Genomic DNA, 21,360 nt, shown 5'->3' on the forward strand with positions numbered 1-21,360 from the left:
TCGGTGATTCAACCGTCGGTGGTAATTTGGGTGTAACGGGTAATACTTCCCTGGCTGGTGATGCCGGTGTGGGCGGTAACCTGGGTGTTACCGGTGATTCAACCGTCGGTGGTGATTTGGGTGTAACGGGTAATACTTCCCTGGCTGGTGATGCCGGTGTGGGCGGTAACCTGGGTGTTACCGGTGATTCAAACGTCGGTGGTGATTTTGGCGTGGCGGGTAATACTTCCCTGGGCGGTAATTTGGGAGTCATTGGTAACGGCAATATTGGTGGAACACTGGATGTGGCTGGTCTTGCAACTTTTGCCAACTCAGTCCAGGCAGACAGCCTGACCGTAATTAACAGCGCCACTATTGGTGGTGATTTGGGTGTGATTGGTGACGTAACGGCAAATCGCCTTACTACCGGTGATACTGTTATGGATACCAATGGGGTTAAAGTTTATAGCGCAACTGGTGGTGTTACTGTACTGAATGGTAATGGCTTGTCGTTCCAGAATATAGCGGGGGCACAGGTTGGTCCAAGTATTTCTGCCAATGGTATTGATGCCGGTGGTCAGCGGATTACCAATGTAGCCGCTGGTGTTGCTGATACCGATGCGGTTAACATGGGTCAGCTGAACAGCGTGTCTAGCCGTATTGATTCAATACGCAGTGACATGAATCGTCTTGATAAAGATAACCGTGCGGGTTCTGCGGCTGCAGGTGCATTGGCTAGCTTGCCACAGGCTTCTACCCCAGGTAAAAGTGTAGTGAGTTTAGGTACGGCCGGTTACCGTGGTGAACAAGGTTATGCTGTCGGCTTGTCTACAAGGTCTACAAGTGGTGACTGGATATTTAAAGGTGGTGTCAGTGGTAACTCTCGTGGTCACTTTATGTATGGTGCCAGTGTTGGGTATGAGTGGTAATTGTTAAATGAGTAGCAGTGCCAGCCTGGTATCAGGTTGGTGCTGTTAAAGAAGCTTATACTTGCCACTTAAATAAAAACGCTGCATATTCAAAAGATATGCAGCGTTTTTTTATGGGCTACGCTATGGCAGTGGCATCACCAAACGCATTCCTGCGCGTGGGAACCGAATGCACGTGTCACTCCGCTTTTTTGCTTTTGTCTTCTTGCGGCATTTCAATTTTGACTTCAAGTACTTCAAGGGTATCTTTGCGATCCAGTTGAACCTTGATGTCATCAGCGTTGATTTTGATGTATTTGGAGATGACTTCAATCAGTTCCTTTTGCAAAGCGGGCAGGAAGTCGGGCTCGGTGCTGCCCGGGCTTCGTTCACGTGCAAGAATGATTTGCAGGCGGTCTTTCGCAACGCTGGCCGAGGACTTTTTTTCTCCAAGAAAAAACTTTAGGAATGACATATTATTTTCCTCCGAAGAGCCGTTTCAGCAAGCCCGGTTTTTCGTATTCGGTAAAGCGCAGGGGTTTTTCTTCGCCCAGGTAACGGGCGACGATATCCTGGTAGGCTTCAGCCACGTCGGTGTCTTTCAGGTGAATGGCTGGCATACCTGCATTGGATGCCTGAAGCACCGCTTCGGACTCTGGCACCACACCAATCAGCTTGATACGCAGGATGTCTTCAATGTCTTGCAGTGAAAGCATTTCGCCATCTTCGACACGTTTGGGGTTGTAGCGGGTAAGTACCAGGAATTCCTTGACGGGCTCTTGTGACTCTTCGGCACGTTTTGATTTGGAAGATAAAATGCCCAGAATACGGTCAGAGTCACGTACGGATGAGACTTCGGGGTTGGTAACAACCAGGGCGTCATCGGCAAAATAGGCGGACATCAATGCACCGGTTTCAATGCCGGCGGGAGAGTCGCACACAATGTATTCAAACCCCATTTTTGCCAGGTCTTCAAGCACTTTGCCTACGCCTTCTTTGGTAAGCGCGTCTTTGTCACGGGTTTGGGAGGCAGGAAGAATAAACAGATTTTCAAGCTGTTTGTCTTTGATGAGGGCCTGGTTGAGGGTAGCTTCTTCGTGAATGACATTGACGAAGTCGTAAACAACGCGGCGTTCGCAACCCATGATCAGGTCCAGGTTGCGCAGGCCGACGTCGAAATCGATCACAACGGTTTTGTGGCCACGCATGGCCAAGCCTGCAGAAAAACTGGCGCTGGTGGTGGTTTTGCCCACACCGCCTTTACCTGATGTAACGACAATAATACGTGCCATGAAAAGATATTCCTGTAATCTTTAAGTGGTCATTATCTTACCGCATAATGACCTTGTTCAACTGTAAAAAAAATTAAAATTTCCCGCTGTTACTTATGCTCATTGTTGACAATGAAGCTGAGTGATTCATTTTCCAGTTCTACGATAACCGATTGCCTGATCAGGTTCTGGTTGAAGTCGGCGTCAATAAGGCGGTAAATGCCTGCAATCGCCAACAGCTCTGCATCCAGATGGGTGGTGAAGATCCTGGCTTGCGTGTTTCCCCGGGCACCCGCGATGGCTTTGCCTCGTAAAGGGCCGTACACATGGATATTGCCATCGGCAATAATTTCGGCCCCCCGGCCAACGGCACCAATAACAATCAGGTCGCTGTTGCGGGCATACACGCGTTGTCCCGAGCGTAGCTGTCGCTTGATGACCAAGGCGGGTTCGGTTTGTGGAGCCTCCGGGGCCGGTTTGGGTTCAGGCTTTGCAGGTGCTGCTTGCGGTATGGGGGCTGGCGGTGGTTCGTCTGGCACGCGGTTGGCGTTGGAGGGGGTGGATAGCGTAACTGGCACCAGTCCGGCTTTGCGGGCGCTGTCCAGAACGGCGCCCTCGGCCATGACACCAATGACCGGCAAGTGGTTGGCCTGCAAGTGGGGGATCAGGGCGGCCCAGTCGGGGGCTTCGCTGATCCGGGTCGCATCAAGCACGACCGCCTCGTCCTTGAACAGGCTGCCGGCTTCTGTCATTTTCCGGCTAATGGCCTCTTTAAGGGTAGCAGTATCGCTGCTATTAAGCACAATGCGTAATGCAAACAGGGAAGCACTTTTGAAGATGAGTGCGTTAGTTGTATTGGCTTTGCTTGTCACAGTAATGCCTGTTTCGGAAAAAAGTTAAATCCATGAGTCACGCAGGGTTACGCTGCGGTTGATAACAGGTATTTCACCTGAGTCCGGATCTACGGTAAAGTAGCCCAGTCGCTCAAATTGCCAGTGCGCACCCGGTGTGGTTTGGGTGCCTGGCTCCAGCCAACCCTGCACGGTTTGCATCGAGTTGGGGTTGATGCACGCCAGGAAGTCCTTGTCGTGGCCGTCGGGATGGGCATCGGTAAACAGTCGGTCGTAGATGCGGAAGGTGGCAGGCTGGGCGAATTTGGCGCTGACCCAGGTAATATTGCCCTTGACTTTGACGCTATCTGCACCTGGGGTACCGCTTTTGGTGTCGGGCAGGTATTCGGCATGAACCTCGGTGATATTGCCTTGTTCATCTTTGACACAGCCGGTGCAGCGAACGACATAACCGTATTTCAGGCGTACCTGGTTGCCCGGGAACAGCCGGAAATATTTTTTGGGAGGCTCTTCCCTGAAATCATCGCGTTCAATCCAGAGTTCACGGGTAAACGGGAAAGAACGGCGACCCTGTTCCGGGTTGTGCGGGTTTTTAGGCGCACTGCATTCTTCCTGCTGGTTTTCAGGGTAATTGGTAATCACCAGTTTAAGCGGGTCGAGTACGGCTACGGCACGGTCGGCAACCGGATCAAGGCTGTCGCGCAGGGCCTGTTCAAGAACGCTGTAATCAATGCGTGAGTCTGATTTGGAAACACCGATGCGGTCACAGAACAAGCGCAGCGACTCTGGTGTGTAGCCACGGCGGCGCAGGCCAGCCAAAGTAGGCAGGCGTGGGTCATCCCAACCATTTACGTGATTTTCTTTAACCAGTTGCAGCAGTTTGCGTTTGCTGGTGACCACGTGGTTCAGGTTGAGGCGCGCAAATTCATATTGCCTTGGCAACGGCTCATTCAATTTACCCAGGGAAACCAGTTTTTCCAGGACCCATTCGTAGAAGGGGCGCTGGTCTTCGAATTCCAGGGTACAAATACTGTGGGTAATGGTTTCCAGCGCGTCTTCAATCGGATGGGCAAAAGTGTACATGGGGTAAATAGGCCACTGGTTGCCGGTGCGGTGGTGTTCAGCATGACGAATACGGTAAATAACCGGATCACGCATGTTGATATTGGGCGAAGCCATGTCTATTTTTGCCCTGAGGGCCATGCTGCCGTTGGGGTGCTTGCCTTCACGCATTTCAATAAACAGCTGCAGTGATTCTTCTGCGGGGCGGTCGCGCCATGGCGAGTTGGTGCCGGGCGAGGTCAGTGTGCCACGATTGGCCCGCATTTCCTCAGGGCTTTGCATGTCTATGTATGCGTAGCCGCCTTGTATGAGGGCTTGGGCAAAGTCATACATGTATTCAAAATAGTCGCTGGCGAAATACATGTTTTCCTGGCCGTTGTTGGTCCAGGAAAAACCCAGCCACTGCACGGTGTCCTTGATGGCATCAACGTATTCCTGTTCTTCTTTTTCGGGGTTGGTATCATCAAAGCGCAAATGGCAGATACCGCCATAATCCCGGGCCAGCCCGAAGTTAAGGCAGATGCTTTTGGCATGCCCAATGTGCAGGTAGCCGTTGGGTTCGGGCGGAAAACGGGTGCGGATTCTGGCGCTGTCTTTGGGCGCATTGGCCTGTACCGATGCAGGGCCGGGTACGCCTGCCCATTTTTTGGACTGGTAGCGTCCTGCACTCAGGTCATTTTCAATAATGGTTCGCAAAAAATTGGAAACGGGTACATCAGTTGAGAAATCAGTCATACAGAAATTTATCAATAAATCATGAAATAGCATACATTCTGCCACGTTCAGGGGTTAGACTCACGGTGAATAATCATAGTTAAACAAAATAGTTTGCGAATCGTTGCTTATGCTTGAAATTTCCCCGCTTCTGCTTGCTGAATGGCAGTTTTTTGGCTCTCTTGGGTTCTTGTCGGTATTTGTTGCCGTGCTGTTTGCTTCGGGCTGGATGTTGCTTTTTTTGAAGTTGACCTGGCACCGGACCGGGCAGGAAGCCTGGATAGGGGTTTACCGCTATTGGGTGCGGGTATTTGCCCTTGCCATGGTGGTCAGCGTGGCCGTTACCATTCCTTTGCTGATACAGGTTGGTACGCTATGGCCGGCACTGCTCATGAAAATAGCCGGTGTGGCCGGGCCATTGGCGTGTTTGGCTGTCTTGCTGGCTTTTGCCTGTAAATTGATTTTCCTTAACGGCATGCTTTACCACAAAGGAAAAATGAAAGAAGGGTGGCATACGGCATCAGTGTTGATGTCGGCATTGGGGGTGACTGCGATCATTTACCTGATGCTGGCCCTGCAGTCGTGGATGAATGCCCCTCAGGGAACCCTTAAGACAGAAAGCAATATGGTGGTCTATGACTGGACGGCCATTTTGTTGCACCATGAAATTGCCTGGCGGCTGCTGCTGGTTTTTGCCGGTTCTGGCCTGTGCCTGGGTTTCATGATGATGGGTGTCAGTGCGTGGCAAGCCCTTAAGCGGCCCCTGAGCCAGGCTGAAAACTTGAGTTTTCGGATTGGCTTGGTAATGGCTTTGTTTGGTTTGGGATGTGCTGTCCTGCCCGGATTTTTTGTTCAGGATAAGCTGTTTGTGCCTTTTGTGAACACCGGGTGGAGCAAGGTGTGGTGGGGCGTGATCCTGTTGCTAGGCCTTATGATGTCAGTGATGGCGGGTTCTTCTTTTTACCTGTGGTTCAAAAAACGGGAAATTGGCAAAACACCGGTTTTTTTCCAAAAATGGTGTTCCTGGATGACTTTTTCGGGGTGGCTGCTGGTCTTGTTAACAGGTGCCTTGACTTATTTTCGCAACTCGCCTTTTATTGTGCAGGGAGAAATTGCCCTGCAGGAAGTTTTCCGGCATTTAAGTGCCTACGCCTTGGTGCTGTCTTCATTGGCTTATCTGGCTGTTTACCTGGCGATTGCCGCCAGTTTTATACAAATGTTTTATCAGGCTGCCCGCTATGGTGTGGTACCCGTGCGTAAAACAATAGGGGCCGCCGCATGACTGAATTGGCGAATCTGTTAGGTCTAAGCACTTATGATCCGGTATTCTGGATGCCACTGGCCTGCATGGCGGCTTTTTTCCTGTTGGTACTTATGGGTGTTATTCTGGACGGCTTTGATCTGGGCGTTGCGTTGTTGTTGCCATTTGCCGGCGAGCACCGTAATCGCATGATTGGCTTGCTTGGTCCATGGCGTAACATCAATGAATTTTGGCTATTGCTGGGCATTGTGTTTTTCATGGCCATTTTTCCCAAAGCCTGGGCTTTTATTTTTGGTGTCCTGTATTGGCCAATGATAAGTATTGCGTTGGGCGTACTGGTGCGTAATATTGCTTACGAGTTTCGGCTGCGTTCAACCGGTTGGTTACGTCATTTCTGGACTTCCCTGTTTTTTACCGGTTCCTTATGCATGGTACTTGGGCAGGGCTGGATTGTAGGCAAATTCGCGGTTAATTTTCAGGAAGAACCCGGCTATGATTTGTTTGCGTTGGCTATCGCCCTGTGTGTTGTAGCCCTGTATGCCTTGTTGGGGTCGTTATGGCTGGTGATGCGGGTAAGTGCTTCGCAAGACTCCCTGCAGGCAATGGCCATTAAATGGGCACGTCGTACGGTCAGGCTGGGCGCAACCGGATTATTTGCCGTGATGGCTGCTCTTGGATTTAGTAATACTGGTATTTTTTATAAATGGGCGCTGTTTGATACGCTGGGTATTGTTTTACCGGGCTGGTTGCTGATATTAAGCTTGTTTGTGATGATTGAAATTCTGCTAAGACATGCACATAAAAATGATTGGTTGGGTCGCTTGCCATTTATATTGCTGGTGTTGGTGATCATGCTGGCGGTGGCGGGGTTTGCATACAGTTATTTCCCCTTCCTGGTTTATGATGAGTTAAGCCTGTGGGACAGTATCGATTCGGTCGCCACCATGCGTTTGCTGGTAGTGGGCATGGCCTTTGCCCTGCCGGTCATGTTGGTGTATTTTGGCTGGGTGTACGGGGATATTTTTGACAAGCTGCGTTAGTTGGTTTGAGTCAGGCATTTGCCAGGGGCAGGGTAATGTCTACCCGCAGTCCCCCCGTTTCACTGCTGCCTAGTTCCAGAAGTCCATGATGGGCTTTGGCTATCGTGTCAGCCAGTGCCAATCCCAGTCCCACACTGCCAGTTTTGGTGCGTGCCGAATCCAGCCGGGAAAATGCCCGCAGGGCTTCGGTACGGCGTTCAAGCGGAATTCCTTCACCATGGTCACAAACAGAGATCACCACATTTTTGTGATCGGTGCGTACATGCACTTCAACCGGGGGCTTGCCGTGTTTCAGGGCGTTGCTGATCAGGTTGTCCAGCAGGCGGCCCAATGCCAGGCCATCGGCATTGACAAAGATCTTGTGTGTTGGCATGGATTTCAGGAAAACGGGGCTACCTGCACCTTCCCAGGATGAAACCCGTTCGTCAATCCAGGTGTTCAGTTCAAGTTTGCTGAAAGTATACGTGCCAGGGTCCGAGCCCCGGACATAGCCAATGAACTGGTCTATCATGCGCTGCATGTCTTGCACGTCGTTGCGCATGCCTTCTTTCAGCGCCAGGTCGTCGGTCATTTCAAGCCTGAGCCACATGCGTGCCAGTGGACTTTTCAGGTCGTGCGGCAAGCCAGCCAGCAGTGTCTGCTGGACTAATTTTGATTCTTCAAGTGCATCAAGCATGGCATTGAAACGTTCGCCCAGCAAGCGGGTTTCGGTGGGGCCTGCCGGCGTTACCCTTTCCGGGTGGCCTTTGGCCAACTGGTCTGCGGCCCTGCTCAAGCGGGTGAGTGGACGGGTGATATGCCATGCAAAGCCGGCTGCCAGGGCAATCAGCAAAAGGTTAATGCTTAGCCATGCCATCATGATGGCCTGCATGTTGGGGGGTTCGATCCGGTCTAGCGGAATGACCAGCCATTCCCGAATCACGGTATTGTCAAATTCGTTTAGCTGGGGCATAAGCGAGATGTACATGCGTGGTTCTTCACCACGTGACAGACCTACCCGGGTGCCGTCATTCAGCTCACGGTTAAGGTGGGCAATCAGGTCGCGTAAGTTGTTGCGCAGGTCGCCTGAAGGGAAGTCGGTGGTTTTTTCCCTGCGAGGAAGGTTGGTGTCGTCCCGGCGTAAGGGTTGTGAAAACCGGGTATCCTGTGGCAGCTGGCGTGACCATAAACGCCATTTTTTTTGCGATGCCTCTTCAATAAAACTGGCCCTGTTTTCGACCGGGATCTGGGCAACTGCCGCCCTTAATGTGCGAATAGTGGTGGTAAGATAATTGACCACCACATCTTCTATGTAGCGTTCCCTAAGGTAATTGCCAACTGAAAGACTGCCGACCTGCACCAGAATGATCGTGCCCAGCATCATGAGAATCATTTGCAGTCGCAGGGAGCGGGGCCATAATTTGATTTTTTTCATGCATCAGGGGAAAACCGGTAGCCGATTCCCCATACCGTTTGGATCCAGCGTGGGTCTTTAGGGTCGTTCTCGATAGCCCGGCGCAAGCGCAGGATGGCAATGTCGATGGCGCGGTCATTGCGTTCACCTTCATCGTCATCGCGGGCCAATGCCAGCAGGCGTTCGCGGGACAGGGGTTTGCCCGGATTTTTTACCAGGGCCTCGAGCAGGTTGATTTCGCCGCCGGTAAGTTTAACGATAGCGTCATCCTTGAATAACTGGCGCCTTGCCGGATCAAAGGTAAATGGCCCAAAACTGATTGGCGTTTCCTTGACCAGTGCCGAAGGACCTTTTTTGCGGCGCAATACGGTTTCTATGCGGGCCAGCAATTCCCGTGGATCAAAGGGTTTGCCCAGGTAATCATCGGCCCCTGATTCAAGGCCAATAATGCGGTCAGCAGTTTCATCGCGGGCAGTCAGCAAAATAATCGGGATATCTTCATTCTGGCTGCGTAGCTTGCGGCAGGCATCAAGGCCATCTCCACCCGGTAGCATGCGATCAAGCACGATCAGGTCGGGTGAAAATTTGGTGATTCGCTGAGGCAAGTCTGTGGCATCCGGCGCCAGCAGGGTATCGTAGCCGTGCCGGTTAAGGTAATCGGCAAGCAATTGCCTAAGTGCCGGGTCGTCATCAACCACGAGAATTTTGATAAGCTGTTTTTCCATAATGTCCATATCTTGCCAAAATACCTGTCATTAGGCAAGCCTTGGAAATAAATTGAAATTGAAGGATGCCCGGAAATCAGCACCGCCCGCAAAATCAAGGGTTGAAATGGCTTACCTGATATTAAAAGTGCGGTTGGCCTGGGTTTTTTGATTGTCAGCACTGCGAACCCGGATCGTGACTTTTCTGGGTGTCAAGGTTGGCGGCAACTCGAGGCTGCCACTGACTTGCTGGAAGTTGGTGACGTTGATCTCGGTGGGGGGTATTTCAGCATAGCCGGTTTTGCCATTGCGGTATCTTCCCTCAACAATGAATTCCAGTTGTGCTTTGTAATCGGGCTCGGTGTCATCGCTTTTCATGATGAGCAGTTTGTAATCGAGCTTGCCCATTGTCGCTTCAAATTCGGCAGCACGGATGCCTAGCGGGTTGCCGCTTGGGTCGGCAGGAATGGCTTTTTTGATGAGTTCAAGATCGGCTGTTAGCTGCTGGATGCGTTCCTGGCTGCTTTGCAGGGTGTTGCCTTGGGCAGAATTGCTTTTTTTCAGGGCATCAAGATCCAGGGTGGTTTTTTCAAGTTCGGCTTGCAGGCGTTGCTTGTCCTGTGTCAGCAGGCTGATTTCATTGGTCAGGTTATTGGATTCTTCCACGCTAAGACGTTTGGGACCATAGTTGGTTTGCAGAAACCAGAACCCGCCTGCGCCAATAATTACACCAGTAAAAAGGATGACAAGCCAGCGTGGCATGCGTTTGCCGCGTCGGCTGCTACTGCTTTCATAAACAGATGGTTTGAAAACGGCTCTTTTTGAAGATCCAAACATTACTGAACTATCCTTTGGTTACGAAATGAAGTGAATTCATTAGGGTTGAATGGAGGCAGCGGGGGCTTTGTGATCACATTGTAACTGTTGGTCAAGCATTGCAAGCCTTTGGGGCGTTCCAACATCGATCCATTGCCCGGTATGCAGGGCGCCTTCAACAAGATGGCTTTGCATGGCCAAACGCAACAGAGGGGCCAGTGGCATTGACTGTTGTGGATTGACGCCCCTGAAAAAGGACGGATGATAAACGCCAATCCCGGCGAAAGTGTGGTTAAGGCCGGCCGCGATTTTATTGTGCAATAAACCCTGGTTATCCAGATGGAAATCCCCTTCTGGATGATGGGGAGGATTATCTACCATGAGCAACCAGGCTTGTGTTGATGCATTATGCAAATGGTTAACAACTGTAACAGCCTGCATGGGGTTCCAGTCACACCAGATGTCACCATTGATGACCAGGAAAGGCTGCTCGCCCAACAGGGGCAGGGCATTGGCAATGCCACCCGCTGTTTCCAGGCCTTTTGGGGCTTCAGGAGAGTATTCGATGGCAACCCCAAACTGGTTGCCATTGCCCAAAGCTGCTTCTATTTTGTGACCTAGCCAGGCATGGTTGATGACAATGTCGGTAATGCCAACACTGGCCAGGCGCTCTATGTGCCACAAAATAAGGGGCTTGCCGCCTACCGGTAGTAGCGGCTTGGGAAGGGTGTCGGTAAGCGGGCGCATGCGCTCGCCACGTCCGGCTGCCAGAATCATGGCCTGGATCAAAATGTATACCCCACTTTGTGTTCGATGTTGTCAAGCCGGTCTAGCAGCCGCAGCAGGGGCTTGAAAACAAGATAGCGGTTGGCAACCTGTCGTACATAGGCATTGACGCGGGGAATATGCTGCAGGTAGTGGTCTTTGCCATCGCGGATGGAAAGTCTGGAAAATACGCCGAGAATGCGTAAATTGCGTTGCAGGCCCATGAATTCGTAGTCGATGTGGAAATTGGCAAAATCATCGGGGACGGGCAGTTTTGCCTCTTGTGCCATTTGCCAGTAGCGAATGGCCCAGTCCAGTTGCTGGGGCTCTTCCCAGGTGGTGCGGGCATCCATGATCAAGGAAGCCAGGTCGTAGGAAATGGGGCCATTGACGGCATCTTGGAAATCAATGATGCCCGGATTGGGACCATAGATGTCCTGGTCACACACCAGCAAATTGGGCGAGTGGTAATCACGGTGCACGAACACGGATGGTTGCTTGGCATTGTGGGCGACCAACAGGCCGAAGGTTTTTTCAAGCGCGTTTTTTTCGTCATCGCTTAGCTGGCTTTGGCAATGGCGGTTTACGTACCATTCGGTAAACAGTTCCAGTTCATCGCGCAGTCGCTGCGCATCATAAAGAGGCAGGTCCTGAACACTGGCCTGCTGCATGCCTACCAGTGCTTTAAGGGCATCCCGGTAGAGTGATTGCAAGGTAGTGTCATCGACGCCTTTTTGAATGCGCTGGTAATAGGTGTCATTGCCCAGGTCTGAAAGCAGAAGCCAGCCGTTTTCGAGGTCTTTTTCAAGAATGGCCGGAACATTCAGGCCGGCTTTGGCCAGTTTTTCGGCAATATCAATAAATGGTATGCAGTTTTCGTGCTGTGGTGGCGCATCCATGATGATAAGGGGGGTCTTGTTGGTGTCCACGCGGAAATAGCGTCTGAAACTGGCATCGCTGGATGCCGGGCGAAGGCTTTCAAGCTGGATGTTATGGGCATTTGCAATGCTGGCCAGCCATTGTTGCAAGGCATCTTTGCGGGGATCTGCTGAAACGTTTAAGGGCATAATTATAAAATATGAGTATTTCGCGACAAATGGGTGACGAAACCTGATTCCTGAATGTAAAATCGGTTTAATTTCAGTGAAAGAATTAAAAATAACGATTTATATTAAAGAGCAACTACTATAATTGGTCGTTTCGACTTGGCAATTACTCTGGAAAAAACCTATTTTAAGCTTTTAACCGGTTTTTGTCTTTTCTGCATCAATAAAATAGTCTGCAAAAGCAATGTCATGCGTAGTCGTTTGCAACCGGGAGTAAAAATGTCTGTGTTCCATATAAATAAAATCTTGAATGGATTTGCTTTTTGTGCGTAAAGTTCGTGCTTTTACTCTGCTAATGCTTGTTTCGCTGGCCAATACCGGTCATGCGCTGGCTGCACCTGGGATGCGTATTGATAAATACCCGACTTTGCTCGATTCTGCCCTGTTGGAGGTAACTCCCCAGGATAAAAACAGTATTGTTACCTTCACTGATAGTGCCAAGGCTGATTACAACAATAATAGCAGTGATATTACCTTGCATGGTTTGGCCCAAGTAAGGCGTACCGACGCTATCCTGAAAAGTGATCAAATCCGTTTCAATAACGATACCGGTAATTTGATGGCAACCGGGAACACCCGTTTCTTCAAGAATGGTACCCTGATTACCGGCACGGGACTGCAATACAACATTAATACTGACAGCGGCAAATTCTTTGAACCGGTTTTTAATCTGGCGGGAGGCGGAAGCGGTACGGCCAGCGAGGCAGAAGCCCTTGATGAGAATCACATGAGATTGAGGGAAGTGATTTATTCTGGTTGTGATTGCCCCGAAAAATTCTGGACCATCGAGTCTCCGCAGGTTGATATTTATGATGATGAGAACGAAGGGATTGCCAAAAACGGCGTGCTTTATATCAAGGGCGTGCCTGTACTATGGTCCCCTTACCTGACGTTTCCTGTCAGGGAAGAAAAGAAAACGGGGTTTTTGACGCCTACCTACGGTTATACATCACGCGGTGGGTATGATTTGGCCGTCCCTTATTTTTTCAATCTGGCGCCCAATTATGATGCAACCATAACTCCCCGCTATCTCAGTAAGCGGGGCTTGTTAATGGGCGGTGAATTCCGCTATCTGATGCCCGGATACAAAGGTTCGCTTGCGGGTACCTACATTAACAAGGATATGGATACACGCGATAAACGCTGGTCGTACTCCATTTTGCATGATCATCGCCTTGGGCAGTTCATGGGTCTGAATTTCAATCTGGACCTGGACTGGAACGGGGCTTCTGACGATAACTATTTTCGTGACTTTACCACGATGGGCCTGAATGAGGCCGATCAGACCTATTTGTCAAAACGGGCTACTTTAAGCTGGTCGGGCTATCAATACTGGAGCGGCTACTTAACGCTGCAAAAGTATCAAACCTTGCAAGACGAAACATTAGGCCGCTTATATGGCCAATATGAAAAAGTGCCCGAATTCAAGGTGCGTGGCCGTCGATATAACTGGAACGGGTTTGATGTCGAAACAGACAATACCCTGACCCGTTTTGAGTTCCCCACTTATTTTGGTGATATTGTTGACCTGTCCAAGACAGACGGTCATCAGGCTCCCGATGGAACCCGCTTCTCATCTTATAACAGCATCAGTTACCCTATTGTCCGTCCAGGTTGGTATGTCACACCCAAGGCCGGTTTGCATGTTTCCCACTATAAGACTGACTGGTACAAGGAATTTGGACAGTATGCTTTCAGGAGCCAGGCTGGTACCCAGGATCGCTCCATAAGCCGAACTTTGCCTATTTTTTCGGTCGATAGCGGGATGACATTCGAACGCAGCACTACCTTGTTTGGAAAACCGTCCCTGCAAACCCTTGAGCCACGATTATATTATTTGTACATTCCGTATAAAGACCAGTCGGATATTCCCGTTTATGACACCGCCCTTAGCCAGTTTGGTTTTGGTACTGCTTACGCGGAAAACCGTTATAGTGGTGGCTGGGATCGTATTAACAGTGCCAATCAGTTGACGATGGGAATAACCAGTCGCTGGCTGGATGAAGACAGCGGATTCGAGCGCCTGTCTTTGCAACTGGCGCAACGGTTTTATTTTGAAGACCAGAGGGTTACCTTGCCAGGTGAAGAAGCCCGTAAACAGTCCAAGTCGGATTATTTGGCTGGCTTGAGTGCAGCGCTTACCGATACCTTGAACACCGAATTGGCGGTGCAGGTGGACTCCGCCGACCGTAATGTGGTGCAGTCGTATGCCTCTTTACGCTGGAAGCCCAAGCGCCTGACCAGTATTTCCATGTCTTACCGTTACCAGCAGGATCCCTTGCTGGATGCAATGGGCAATCCACTGCGTTACCAGTTGAAGGGCAAGGAAACCACGAGCTTGTCAGCACAATGGCCGTTCACCGAAAATATATCTGGCGTTGGCCGCATTGATTACTCACTTCAAGACAAGCGCGTTACACAATCCATTCTTGGTTTTGAATACAAAGGCAACTGTTGCTGGACCGGCCGCGTAGTCATGCAGCGTTACGCCGTTTCAAAAGAAAAGGCAAATTCTGCTATATTCTTACAATTGGAATTATCCGGTCTTGGATCACTGGGTAGTGATCCAATGAGTCTGTTAAGAGAAAATGTGCCGGGTTATGAATCAACAACCGTCCCGGTCCCAGTAAAATCTACATTTGAAAGGTATGAATAATGCGTAGACTAAAACGCGTACGCCAATTCGCATTTGCAACCATTCCCGTTTTCTGCCTTGCTTTGCCAGTGGTGGCGCAGGCAGCACCGGGTATTGCCGGAAAAACTGCGAAAACACAAGCTCAGTTTGGTGATGGCATAGCCGCGGTAGTCAATACTGAAATCATCACCATACGGGAGCTGGACAATCGGATGGCATCCTTGCGGATTAGCGGGCAGGGAGGCGCAAGCCGTGATCAGGTACTTCAGTCCATGATCGATGAAAAGCTGATGAAGCAGGATGCTGAGCGCATGGGTGTCACGGTTAGTGATGCCCAGATGAATCAGGTGCTGGCTACGATTGCCCAGCGCAATAACATCTCTGTCGATCGCCTGAAAGAAGAAGTTGGCCGTTCTGGCATGAAGTGGGATGAATATCTGCAAAACCTGCGCAGTGAAGTGATGATGGAGCAGTTGCGCAATCGTATTATTCAAAGTCGTATCAGTGTGACCGAGGCTGATGTTGATGCCTTTTTGAAGCAGCACCCTACCGGTGTGCTCCCTAAAAAAGAAGTTGAGTATATTGCCCCCCCACCCCAGAAACAGGTGGTGATAGAGCGCTCATTTGAGCCCAAGGCGGTTGCCTTGCAACACATATATATTCGTGTTCCCGACAATGCTTCTGAAGATGTGGTGGAAGCCGCCCGCAAGAAAGCCAATGAGGCGATGGGTAAAATCAGGCGTGGCACCAGTTTTGCTGCGGTTGCCAAAGAGTATTCCGATGCTCCCGAGGCAGGTAATGGCGGGCAATTGGGTATTCGCCTCTTTGAAGACTGGCCTTCATTGTTCGTGAACGCTACTCGTAACGTGGCAGACGGGCGTACTACTGGCGTATTCAAGGCGCCCAACGGTTTTCATATTTTGAAAGTGCTTGAACGCCGTGGCCTGGTTAAAGAAAACAAGCGTGTTGTCAATGTGCAGCCGCCACCACCACCCAGGCCGCAGCTTTCTCCCATGGAGGTTGCTGCCAAGCAGGCAGGGCCGGTTAATATAACCGAATCCAACGTTCGCCACATTCTGGTAAAAACCAGTCCGGTGGTTTCTGACAAGCAGGCTTACGAACGAATCCAAAGCTTGCATAACCGCTTAAGCAATGGTGAGTCGTTCGAAGACGTGGCACGTAAATTCTCACAAGATTCTTCTGCTCCCTTGGGTGGAGAGATTGGCTGGCTTGCCCCGGGTGTGGCTGATCCCGAGTTTGAAAAAGCGGTGGCCAATTTGCAACCCGGACAAATCAGCAATCCGGTGCGCTCCGCTTTTGGTTGGCATATTATCGAAGTGCTTGATCGTCGTTCCGGAGACAAACAGCCTGAAATCCGTCGTACACTGGCTCGCCAGACATTGTATGAGCAGCGGGCAGAGCCCATATTTACCGATTGGCTGCAGCAACTGCGCTCACAGTCATTTATTGACAATCGCCTGAGCGGCTCTATCTCGGCCAGAAACTAGAATATGACAGCACATCAGGCAAGAAAGCGGTTTGGCCAGCATTTTCTGGTGGATGAAAGCGTAACAGAAGCGATTGTCCGTGCAGTGAATCCTGGCCGTGGTGACAAGGTGGTGGAAATCGGACCGGGGCTGTCAGCCCTGACGGCTCCTTTGATGGCCTGCCTTGATCACCTTACAGTAGTGGAAATTGACCGTGATCTCGCACAGCGGTTACGCAATACCTATAGCCCTAAAAAAATAACTGTCCATGAGGCAGACGCATTGACGGTGGATTTTAGCCAGTTTGGCTCACCCTTGAGGGTGGTGGGTAATTTGCCCTACAATATTTCCAGTCCGTTGCTGTTTCATTTGATGGATTTTGCCGATCAGGTGCAGGATCAGCATTTTATGCTGCAAAAAGAGGTTATAGACCGGATGGTGGCAAAGCCGGGCTCATCCGATTATGGTCGCTTGTCAGTGATGTTGCAGTCCCGTTATAAGATCCATTGGCTTTTTGATGTGCCACCCGAAGCATTTGATCCCCCTCCGCGGGTGATGTCGGCCGTGGTGCGCATGATTCCTTTGCCTGAATCCCGTCCTGCACCCAAACAATGGCGGGTTTTTGAACAGGTGGTCGCGCGTTCTTTCTCTCAACGGCGTAAAATGCTGCGTCGCTCTTTATCCGACTGGGAAATAGACTGGGAGGCGGTTGGCATCAAGGAAACTGCCCGTGCCGAGTCGTTGAGCGTGGCTGATTTTATTCGCCTTTCAGATTATTTGCTGGATAGTGGCAAAATATCCGTTCCAATGCTAGAGCGTGGGAACAAGTCAAACGATTCATAGCGATAAAATTAAACTGGCTTGAACCAATTAAAAACCCCATAAACTTGAACTATTCAAGCTTATGGGGTTTTTAATTGGTTCAAGCCTATGTCTTTAAATGCCTTTATCTGAAAGGCTAGCAAGAAAAACCTGCATAATATCCCGGCTGCGATCCTGTAGGAGGCAGGATGCGTTTTGCATGGCCTCTTGCAGGCTCATGGGACCATTGCACAGACTGAAGGCTGCGGTAATTCCTTTGTTGTACAGCGCCTGATAATTGTTGCCCAGCGTTCCAGCAATCGCAATAACCGGTACGTTATGTTGTTGTGCCAGGGCAGCTATGCCGGCAAGGGTTTTGCCCTGAAGGGTCTGCTCGTCAAGTTTTCCTTCACCCGTAATAACCAGATCGGCATTTTCAATAAGCTGCGCCAACCCAGCAAACTCGGCAACAATTTCCACCCCGGGACGAAACTGGGCCTTCAGGAAGCTCAGGCATGCAAAACCAAGTCCTCCTGCAGCGCCTGCACCTTGTTCATGACGCATATCTTTGCCAAGTGTGGCGGCGGTAATATCGGCATAATTCGCCATGACCTGGTCAAGGAACAGAACCTGCTCTGGCGTGGCCCCTTTTTGTGGACCAAAAATCGCAGCGGCACCATGGGGTCCGCACAAAGGATTATTGACATCGGATGCCAGGGTAAAGCTAATCTGCGACAGGCGTTGATCCATGCCGGAAAGATCAATTTTTTCAAGCCGAACCATCTCTTTGGGGTGGGGTTTCAGTAATGTGTTGTTTTTACCCATGAATTGAATGCCCAGAGCGGCTGCCATGCCAGCTCCGCCATCGTTGGTGGCTGATCCGCCCAGACCAAGTATGATGTGCCTGGCCTGTTGATTTAACGCTTCAAGAATAAGCTGGCCAACCCCAAATGTATTGGCACACAGTACATCTCTGTTCTGGGGCTGGATTTGTTCAAGACCGGCCGCACTGGCCATTTCAATAATAGCCGTTTCGTTGTTGATCATGGCCCAGGTGGCTGTAACCGATTGGCCCATTGCATTTTGTACCGTGCTTTGGATGAGTCGGCAGCGGGTGCTTTGTGCAATGGCCAACACGGTTCCTTCTCCACCATCAGCCATAGGGACACAATGAATTTTTGCATTTGGCGTAGCCTGCTTTACGCCTTTGGCAATAGCGCTGGCCACTTTATGGGCAGGCAGGCTTTCTTTGAACGAGTCAGGGGCAATGATGATTTTCATGGTTTATGCATTCCCACGCGGGAGCGTTGGAATGAGTTCATTTCAGAGCGTGGTAACGGGTTAATTTTCATTTTTAATTTAGATTTAAATTAATCTACATAGATCATTTTCATGCTATTGGTGCCACATTCGGGGGCGTTAATGTCGCCGTTGGTCACAATGATCCAGTCACCGGTATTCAGGGTTTGGTGTTTTTTCAATTCATCCAGGGCAGCTTGCATTAGCATAGCAGGATCCAGGTGGCTGCAGTCAAAATTGACAGGATAAACCCCCCTGAAAAGGGCAACGCGGTTTTGGGTTTCTATATGGCGGGTAAAGCAATAAATGGGGGCGCCAGAGCGGATGCGTGACATGATCAGGGGAGTATGACCGCTTTCGCTAAGTGAAATAATCGCCTTGACGCCAGGAAAGTGATTGGCAGCATACATGGCGGAAAGGGCGATGGTTTCGTCACAGCGAGTAAAAACCTGCCCCAGCCGATGACCGGATTTATTTGAAGTAGGATGTTTTTCCGCACCCATGCAAATACGTGACATGGCCATGACGGCTTCTACCGGATAATTGCCTGAGGCACTTTCGGCTGACAGCATGACTGCATCGGTATAGTCTAGTACTGCATTGGCGACATCGGAAACTTCGGCACGCGTGGGGATCGGATTGGAAATCATGGATTCCATCATTTGAGTGGCGGTAATAACCACTTTATTCAGGGTGCGGGCATGCAGGATGATTTTTTTCTGTATGCCCACCAGCTCGGCATCGCCGACTTCGACACCCAGGTCGCCACGTGCCACCATGACGGCATCACTGGCCTTAATCAGCTCATCCAGTGCCAGGTCATCGACCACTGCTTCAGCGCGCTCTATTTTCGCAACAATCCAGGCATGGCTGCCAGCCTGTTGGGCAAGCTGCCTGGCCTGTTCAATATCGTTGCCATAGCGTGGAAACGAAACGGCAATGTAGTCGGCCTGGATCTCGGCGGCAAGCTTGATGTCTTCCTTGTCTTTGCTGGTAAGGCTTGGGGCAGAAAGGCCGCCTCCTTTGCGATTGATACCTTTGTTGTTGGAAAGTACACCACCTGCCAGAACACGGGTGTGCACTTCCTGGCCCTCAATACTGGTGATTTCCAGTACGATGCGGCCATCATCTAGCAGTAGCTCATCTCCCGCCTGGCAGTCGGTAAGCAGGGCAGGGTAGTCAATGCCGACAATATGTTCGGTGCCTGCATGGTGTGGATGTGTGTTGGATAAAATGAATGGCTGGCCAGTCTGCAGCATGACATGATTATTGAGAAAACGGGCAATACGGATTTTGGGGCCTTGCAAATCAACCATGATGGCAATATTTTTTTGCAGCTTGCATGCTATTGCCCTGATAGCGTTGGCTCTTTGGCGATGTTCATGATGGTTGCCATGGGAAAAATTTAATCGTGCGACGTTCATGCCTGCCAGTATCATTTTTTCAATTTGTTCTGGCGTTTGTGTTGCGGGTCCCAAAGTTGCGATAATTTTGGTACGTCTAAGGTTCATTTTGTTTTTTTCTCACTAGGTAAAAATTTTTTTGTTACAAAAAAGTAAGGAAATATCAATTTAGGTGTTGAAAACTTTTTTGATTCATGTAGAATTAATTTCAAGAAAAACAGGTATGCAGCAAATAAAGTGGTTCCGGCAAGTACTGGGCCATCATACATAAATTCTTATCTACTATCAGTAATTCAAAATCCTATAGCAGTACAAGTTTTAGAAAATAAAAATATATAAGTTTTAACTTTCACTGTTTCTGTAATTTATTCAGAACAAAAAAATCAATTCCCTTTGGTATTAGGGAGGAAGCAATTCGTTTCAAAAACGTAGCAAATCAAGGTTTCGGTTTCACTCCCTTAGTGTTTACCGAAGTGGATGGGATGGTTTGTTGTTCTTGAAGACATTATTGAATGTTAAGGATCAAGCAAATCATTTCAGCTTGCAGTACCCGTACCGGACGGCATCCGGTTCAAAAATGAATCCGTAAAGGAGCAGCAAAATGAAAAAACTACTACTTATCTCTGCATCAGTCTTGGCTTTGGCATCAGGCGGTGCTTATGCAGCAAGCGGTGGCATGGGTTTTGGTTCTTTTGGCGCGGGAGGAGGTGCGTCCAGCCAGTCTGGTGGAGGGTCAAGTACCTCTGGCATGCAAGGTTCAGGCGGTTTTTTTGGCGGTGGCGGTGTTTCTGGTAACCAGTCTACTGCAGCGAATGTTTCAGGTGCCAGTGCCACCGTGACCATGAGCCCAGGTGGAGTTGATACCTCTACAGGTGGCGGATCATTCTCTTCACAATCTGGTAATGGCTATTCTTTTGGAAATGCCGGTCAAAATTCTTCAAGTAGCGCAGGTGGTACTCATAGCGGTACAGCCGGTGGCTTTGGTGGTTTTGGTGGTTTCGGTATGATTGGTTGGTATAACCCCAACTAACCAAAATTAATAACCGCAATCAAAAATCATAAAATTATAATACGCTTATTACTCTTGGAGGGGGTCAGCCCCCCCTCCTAAAGGATTCGCCATGAAAAAAATATTTACTGTCATCGCTTTGTTGTTTGCTTCCACCCAGGTATCGGCGCAAATTAATGTTGGTTCTGACGCCAATTCTTCATCAGGAGCAACTGCGGGTTCAAGTTCGGGTTCCAGTTCAGTGGTTGATGCGGGATCTGCAGCCTTCGTCAATCTTAATTTTGAGGGATCAGAGCAAAGAAAGAGCCAGCGGATTCATACCACTCCCAACGTATATGCACCATCCAGCATGTTTGGCGGTGCTAATAATTGCGGACAATCCAATACCATTGGCGTTGGGTTTACCGGATTTGGTTTGGGTGGATCTGTAGCGGGGGAATCGGATGCTTGTAATGCCCGGGAGGATACCAGTATTGCCTATAAACTGGGTTACAAAGAGGTTGCTGATATGCGGTTTTTCTGTTTTGGGGAAGACGTGAACCGCATGGCTTATGAAGCAACCGGCCGACGTTGTCCCAGCACAGCAACCGCCAAGGGTTTACCTGATAATGCGGTGGTCAGTAATGTAGCGCCAAGAGTGGCGCCCGCTGCTTCTACGGTTAATGCAGTACCAGCAAGCACTGTTAGAGCAAATTCGCCAAGGCAAACCCAGGCTATTGCATCAGCTAATGAAGTTGATGCGCAGCGAATGCGTGCTTTTTATGGTAGCAATTAACCGGCTCGCCAAAAATGTACATAGGCCAGATAAGAGAAGATATTAACAGGTGATAGCCTAAAATCACCTGTTAATAAAAAA

Annotated in this window: 19 protein-coding genes; 8 read left to right on the forward strand and 11 right to left on the reverse strand. The window is 49.9% G+C overall.

Going from position 1 to position 21,360, the window contains the following annotated elements; genetic code table 11:
* Positions 1-908: YadA family autotransporter adhesin (locus ACM5Q9_RS11085; protein WP_418144805.1), on the forward strand; the 908-nt coding region annotated here is incomplete at its 5' end.
* A 178-nt stretch (positions 909-1,086) separates the two neighbouring features.
* Here the strand turns inward: ACM5Q9_RS11085 and minE are convergent.
* The 4 genes from minE to ACM5Q9_RS11105 all read right to left on the reverse strand — a co-directional run bounded on the left by minE (position 1,087) and on the right by ACM5Q9_RS11105 (position 4,806).
* On the reverse strand, positions 1,087-1,362 hold the full coding sequence (gene minE, locus ACM5Q9_RS11090; protein WP_418144806.1) for a cell division topological specificity factor MinE: 276 nt from the start codon (positions 1,360-1,362) through the stop codon (positions 1,087-1,089).
* Position 1,363: 1 nt separating this feature from the next.
* On the reverse strand, positions 1,364-2,179 hold the full coding sequence (minD, locus tag ACM5Q9_RS11095; protein WP_418144807.1) for a septum site-determining protein MinD: 816 nt from the start codon (positions 2,177-2,179) through the stop codon (positions 1,364-1,366).
* Between the two features lie 89 nt (positions 2,180-2,268).
* Entirely contained in the window at positions 2,269-3,030 is a 762-nt protein-coding gene (gene minC / locus ACM5Q9_RS11100; RefSeq protein ID WP_418144808.1) for a septum site-determining protein MinC, read from the reverse strand.
* A 24-nt stretch (positions 3,031-3,054) separates the two neighbouring features.
* Positions 3,055-4,806 carry a glutamine--tRNA ligase/YqeY domain fusion protein gene (locus tag ACM5Q9_RS11105; RefSeq protein WP_418144809.1) on the reverse strand — a complete coding sequence of 584 codons (1,752 nt, stop codon included), beginning with the start codon at positions 4,804-4,806 and terminating at the stop codon, positions 3,055-3,057.
* A 109-nt stretch (positions 4,807-4,915) separates the two neighbouring features.
* On the opposite strand from ACM5Q9_RS11105, the gene ACM5Q9_RS11110 reads away from it, so the two are divergent.
* Together ACM5Q9_RS11110 and ACM5Q9_RS11115 are read left to right on the forward strand one after the other, a co-directional pair.
* Positions 4,916-6,067, forward strand: coding sequence for a cytochrome ubiquinol oxidase subunit I (locus ACM5Q9_RS11110; RefSeq protein WP_418144810.1), 1,152 nt, complete (start codon positions 4,916-4,918; stop codon positions 6,065-6,067).
* On the forward strand, positions 6,064-7,086 hold the full coding sequence (locus ACM5Q9_RS11115; RefSeq protein WP_418144811.1) for a cytochrome d ubiquinol oxidase subunit II: 1,023 nt from the start codon (positions 6,064-6,066) through the stop codon (positions 7,084-7,086). Before ACM5Q9_RS11110 ends, ACM5Q9_RS11115 begins: the two co-directional genes overlap by 4 nt.
* A 10-nt stretch (positions 7,087-7,096) precedes the next feature.
* Here the strand turns inward: ACM5Q9_RS11115 and ACM5Q9_RS11120 are convergent, their stop codons facing one another.
* The 5 genes from ACM5Q9_RS11120 to ACM5Q9_RS11140 all read right to left on the reverse strand — a co-directional run bounded on the left by ACM5Q9_RS11120 (position 7,097) and on the right by ACM5Q9_RS11140 (position 11,831).
* Complete coding sequence (locus tag ACM5Q9_RS11120) at positions 7,097-8,500, reverse strand: ATP-binding protein (RefSeq protein ID WP_418144812.1); 1,404 nt, start codon at positions 8,498-8,500, stop codon at positions 7,097-7,099.
* Positions 8,497-9,204, reverse strand: a complete 708-nt coding sequence (locus ACM5Q9_RS11125) for a response regulator (RefSeq protein WP_418144813.1) — start codon at positions 9,202-9,204, stop codon at positions 8,497-8,499. The genes ACM5Q9_RS11120 and ACM5Q9_RS11125 overlap by 4 nt, the downstream gene beginning before the upstream one ends.
* Before the next feature lie 111 nt (positions 9,205-9,315).
* The gene (locus ACM5Q9_RS11130; RefSeq protein WP_418144814.1) at positions 9,316-10,020 is read right to left on the reverse strand and encodes a DUF6776 family protein; all 705 of its coding nucleotides are present in this window, start codon (positions 10,018-10,020) and stop codon (positions 9,316-9,318) included.
* Between the two features lie 39 nt (positions 10,021-10,059).
* Positions 10,060-10,785 (reverse strand): N-acetylmuramate alpha-1-phosphate uridylyltransferase MurU, encoded by a 726-nt coding sequence (gene murU / locus ACM5Q9_RS11135; RefSeq protein WP_418144929.1) that lies wholly within the window; start codon positions 10,783-10,785, stop codon positions 10,060-10,062.
* Positions 10,785-11,831: an aminoglycoside phosphotransferase family protein gene (locus ACM5Q9_RS11140; RefSeq protein WP_418144815.1), complete on the reverse strand. Its 1,047-nt coding sequence runs from the start codon at positions 11,829-11,831 to the stop codon at positions 10,785-10,787. Before ACM5Q9_RS11140 ends, murU begins: the two co-directional genes overlap by 1 nt.
* A 304-nt stretch (positions 11,832-12,135) precedes the next feature.
* On the opposite strand from ACM5Q9_RS11140, the gene ACM5Q9_RS11145 reads away from it, so the two are divergent.
* The 3 genes from ACM5Q9_RS11145 to rsmA are packed head-to-tail and all read left to right on the forward strand — an operon-like array spanning position 12,136 to position 16,835.
* Positions 12,136-14,526: an LPS-assembly protein LptD gene (locus tag ACM5Q9_RS11145; RefSeq protein ID WP_418144816.1), complete on the forward strand. Its 2,391-nt coding sequence runs from the start codon at positions 12,136-12,138 to the stop codon at positions 14,524-14,526.
* Positions 14,526-16,013 (forward strand): peptidylprolyl isomerase, encoded by a 1,488-nt coding sequence (locus ACM5Q9_RS11150; RefSeq protein ID WP_418144817.1) that lies wholly within the window; start codon positions 14,526-14,528, stop codon positions 16,011-16,013. Before ACM5Q9_RS11145 ends, ACM5Q9_RS11150 begins: the two co-directional genes overlap by 1 nt.
* A 3-nt stretch (positions 16,014-16,016) precedes the next feature.
* Positions 16,017-16,835, forward strand: coding sequence for a 16S rRNA (adenine(1518)-N(6)/adenine(1519)-N(6))-dimethyltransferase RsmA (gene rsmA / locus ACM5Q9_RS11155; RefSeq protein ID WP_418144818.1), 819 nt, complete (start codon positions 16,017-16,019; stop codon positions 16,833-16,835).
* A gap of 93 nt (positions 16,836-16,928) precedes the next feature.
* On the opposite strand, the gene ACM5Q9_RS11160 is transcribed toward rsmA, so the two are convergent.
* The gene (locus tag ACM5Q9_RS11160) at positions 16,929-18,074 is read right to left on the reverse strand and encodes a glycerate kinase (RefSeq protein ID WP_418144819.1); all 1,146 of its coding nucleotides are present in this window, start codon (positions 18,072-18,074) and stop codon (positions 16,929-16,931) included.
* Positions 18,075-18,163: 89 nt separating this feature from the next.
* On the reverse strand, positions 18,164-19,603 hold the full coding sequence (gene pyk / locus ACM5Q9_RS11165; RefSeq protein WP_418144820.1) for a pyruvate kinase: 1,440 nt from the start codon (positions 19,601-19,603) through the stop codon (positions 18,164-18,166).
* A 493-nt stretch (positions 19,604-20,096) separates the two neighbouring features.
* Between pyk and ACM5Q9_RS11170 the strand changes: the two genes are divergently transcribed.
* On the forward strand, positions 20,097-20,525 hold the full coding sequence (locus ACM5Q9_RS11170) for a hypothetical protein (protein WP_418144821.1): 429 nt from the start codon (positions 20,097-20,099) through the stop codon (positions 20,523-20,525).
* A 91-nt stretch (positions 20,526-20,616) separates the two neighbouring features.
* A complete protein-coding gene (locus ACM5Q9_RS11175; RefSeq protein ID WP_418144822.1) occupies positions 20,617-21,279 on the forward strand; it encodes a hypothetical protein in 663 nt (220 codons plus the stop codon).
* The last annotated feature ends 81 nt before the right edge of the window (positions 21,280-21,360 follow it).

It is taken from the genome of Advenella sp. RU8, from assembly GCF_048381675.1.
Lineage (GTDB): Bacteria > Pseudomonadota > Gammaproteobacteria > Burkholderiales > Burkholderiaceae_B > Advenella.

Excerpts from the sequence above, each read along its gene's own strand:
- minE (WP_418144806.1), bottom strand. The coding sequence starts at position 1,362 with ATGTCATTCCTAAAGTTTTTTCTTGGAGAAAAAAAGTCCTCGGCCAGC.
- minD (WP_418144807.1), bottom strand. The coding sequence starts at position 2,179 with ATGGCACGTATTATTGTCGTTACATCAGGTAAAGGCGGTGTGGGCAAA.
- ACM5Q9_RS11105 (WP_418144809.1), bottom strand. The coding sequence starts at position 4,806 with ATGACTGATTTCTCAACTGATGTACCCGTTTCCAATTTTTTGCGAACC.
- ACM5Q9_RS11110 (WP_418144810.1), top strand. The coding sequence starts at position 4,916 with ATGCTTGAAATTTCCCCGCTTCTGCTTGCTGAATGGCAGTTTTTTGGC.
- ACM5Q9_RS11115 (WP_418144811.1), top strand. The coding sequence starts at position 6,064 with ATGACTGAATTGGCGAATCTGTTAGGTCTAAGCACTTATGATCCGGTA.
- ACM5Q9_RS11120 (WP_418144812.1), bottom strand. The coding sequence starts at position 8,500 with ATGAAAAAAATCAAATTATGGCCCCGCTCCCTGCGACTGCAAATGATT.
- ACM5Q9_RS11125 (WP_418144813.1), bottom strand. The coding sequence starts at position 9,204 with ATGGAAAAACAGCTTATCAAAATTCTCGTGGTTGATGACGACCCGGCA.
- ACM5Q9_RS11130 (WP_418144814.1), bottom strand. The coding sequence starts at position 10,020 with ATGTTTGGATCTTCAAAAAGAGCCGTTTTCAAACCATCTGTTTATGAA.
- ACM5Q9_RS11140 (WP_418144815.1), bottom strand. The coding sequence starts at position 11,831 with ATGCCCTTAAACGTTTCAGCAGATCCCCGCAAAGATGCCTTGCAACAA.
- ACM5Q9_RS11150 (WP_418144817.1), top strand. The coding sequence starts at position 14,526 with ATGCGTAGACTAAAACGCGTACGCCAATTCGCATTTGCAACCATTCCC.
- rsmA (WP_418144818.1), top strand. The coding sequence starts at position 16,017 with ATGACAGCACATCAGGCAAGAAAGCGGTTTGGCCAGCATTTTCTGGTG.
- ACM5Q9_RS11160 (WP_418144819.1), bottom strand. The coding sequence starts at position 18,074 with ATGAAAATCATCATTGCCCCTGACTCGTTCAAAGAAAGCCTGCCTGCC.
- pyk (WP_418144820.1), bottom strand. The coding sequence starts at position 19,603 with ATGAACCTTAGACGTACCAAAATTATCGCAACTTTGGGACCCGCAACA.
- ACM5Q9_RS11170 (WP_418144821.1), top strand. The coding sequence starts at position 20,097 with ATGAAAAAACTACTACTTATCTCTGCATCAGTCTTGGCTTTGGCATCA.
- ACM5Q9_RS11175 (WP_418144822.1), top strand. The coding sequence starts at position 20,617 with ATGAAAAAAATATTTACTGTCATCGCTTTGTTGTTTGCTTCCACCCAG.